The organism is Sciscionella sediminilitoris, from assembly GCF_000737195.2.
GTDB classification, from domain to species: Bacteria; Actinomycetota; Actinomycetes; order Mycobacteriales; family Pseudonocardiaceae; genus Sciscionella; species Sciscionella sediminilitoris.
In genome coordinates, this window is the sequence record NZ_JALM01000158.1 from 1 (window position 1) to 2,405 (window position 2,405).

2 protein-coding genes are annotated in these 2,405 nt (G+C 66.8%); both read right to left on the reverse strand.

Translation table 11 applies throughout. The features are described from left to right. Positions 1 to 110 precede the first annotated feature (110 nt). Positions 111 to 899, reverse strand: coding sequence for an IS21-like element helper ATPase IstB (istB, locus tag AD72_RS34540; protein WP_031470865.1), 789 nt, complete (start codon positions 897 to 899; stop codon positions 111 to 113). Beyond that, positions 900 to 2,405, reverse strand: a 1,506-nt coding sequence (gene istA / locus AD72_RS34545; protein WP_031470866.1) for an IS21 family transposase, incomplete at its 5' end; no start/stop codon positions are given.

A 2,405-nucleotide genomic window follows, 5' to 3' on the forward strand; every position in this document is an offset into this window, starting at 1 on the left:
CAATGGCCAGTTTGTTGTCCCCGTTGGCGGCCAGATGTTGTTCCCGTTGGCGGCCATTTAGGGCTCCCCGACGGCGGCCAGATGGTTCCCCGTTGGGGTGGTGGATGGTGTTAGCGCAATGGTTTCACTCCTTCGCCTGAGGTTGCTTGGGAGAGCCGGAAGCTGTCACCTTGGGTGACGACGACGTGGGCGTGGTGCAGGAGCCTGTCGACGGTGGCGGTGGCCAGGGTTTTTGGCATGATTTCGTCGAACCCGGAGGGGTGCAGGTTCGAGCTGACGGCGAGTGTGCGGCGTTCGTAGGCGGCATCGACGAGGCGATAGAACCCTTCGGCGGCGTCCGGGGAGACTGGCAGCAGGCCGATGTCGTCGACGATGATCAGGTCGGTGCGGATCAGTCGGGTGATCGCGCGGGTGATGGAGTCGTCGACGCGGTGGCGGCGCATGAGCGCGCCGAGGTCTTCGATGGTGAACCAGGCGACGGTGAGTCCGGCCTCGACCGCGGCTTGGCCGAGTGCTTCGCAGAAGTGGCTTTTCCCGGTGCCGGATGGTCCGCAGATGCAGAGGTTTTCCTTGTTCCGCACCCATTCCAGGGTTTTGAGCGCGTCCTGGGTAGGGCGTGGGATCGAGGAGGCGTGTTCGTCCCAGTCGCCGAAGGTCTTGCCCGCGGGGAAGGCGGCGCGTTTGCGGCGGGTGCGCAGGTTCGCGGCATCGCGTCCGGCGGCTTCTTCGGCGAGCAGGACTCGAACGACTTCGGCGGGGTCCCAGCGTTGCGCTTTCGCGGTGGGGATCAGATCACCGAGAGCGCGGCGCAGGTGGGGCAGTTTGAGTCGTTTGGTCAGCGTGATGGCCTCGGCCAAGGGATCACCGGTGGTGCCGGCGACCCGCAATGGGGTCGACATCTAGTGGGTTTCGCTTTCGTCGTCGGGAATGGTGGTTTGGGTGGGGAGGCCGAAGTTCGACCAGGCCGAGGTCCCGGGTTGCAGGCTGTGGTCCTCGCCCGCGCGGGACGGTTCGCTGGTGTCGCGGCCCAGGTTGTGGGTCAGGATGCGGATCAGGTCGTTGTCGGCGAACCGGCCCGCGATCGCCGCGATTCCCAACGCCCGATCGACCTCGGCCGCGGGATGCAGTTTGGCCAGGGTGACCGCTTCGGCCATCTTCGGCCGGATCCGTCGGGTTCCTGCGGCGGCGGCTTCGGTCAGCCAGGCGGCGGCCCCGTCCCCGAGGGCGAGGAACGCGGCCTCTTCGGACGAGGTTGCCCGCGGGGCTCGTTCGCCGTGGTGATCGGTCCGGGGCGGGTAGTGCTCGTCCTTGATCGACGGGTTTCCTGGTGTCGACCGGGCATGCCGGGCGACCTCGGTGGGCCCGTCATCACCGGTGGCGGTGATGATCAGCTCATCGCCCTGGAACCGGACCCAAACGCGGGTATCGATCAGCTGATGCGGCACCGAATACCGCACCCCTTCGACCGAGACGGTGGCGTCCCAGTTGACGCGCCGGGTCGTGCCGAACGCGATCGTGAACGGTGTCTTGGTCAGCGGATGCAACCGGGTTCGTTCCTCGGCCAGCGCCTCGACCGGGCGACGCCGGGTCTCGCGGTGCGGCCGGTCATTGACCGCGTCGCTGAACTCGCGACAAGCAGTCTCCAACTCGCCGAACGTGCGGTACTCGCCCAACAGGTTCGCCTCGGTCGGCACCAGATCGGCTTTCGCGATCCGCACGGTTGCTTCCGAGCCGCCCTTGGTCTGCGGGTCCGCGGGCATGCAGGTGCGGATCGTCAACCCGTAGTGCCGGCCGACCTCGACGATGTCCGGGTTACGGACCGCGATCTGGGCGATGTGGTCGACCGAGACCGTCTTCTCGTTGTCAGTCAACGCATACGTCGGGATCCCACCGATCCGGCGCAGTGTGGTGTCCAAGCACGACACCACCGTCGGCAACGTCTTGTCCATCACCGGGATCACCACCCGAAACCGCGACCACGCCAGCCACGCACACCACAACTGCGTCTGGCGGCCACCGATTTTCGGGCCGTGGCCCCAATCCCACTGCAACCACAGTCCCGGCTCCGGGATCCACGGCCGAAACACACGCCGCTGCCCGGCCCGCAACCGCGCCTTGACCTGCGCGACAGTCCGCCGGGTCGTGCGCTCACCACCGGTAAACCCCATCGCCGTGATGCGCTTATGCACCACATCCGCGCGGACTCGGCCGTTGGACCGCACCACCAGCTCTTCGATCTTGGGCAAGTACTCATCGATCGGCCGCGCTCGATGCTCACGCTCGACCGGGCTCCCACCAGTCGCGCGCAACGCGACATACCGGGCCACCGTGTGGTGATCGCACCCAGCCAACTCAGCCGCCGCGCGGTAACTCCCCGTAAGGTCATAAGCCTCGAGGATCTCCAT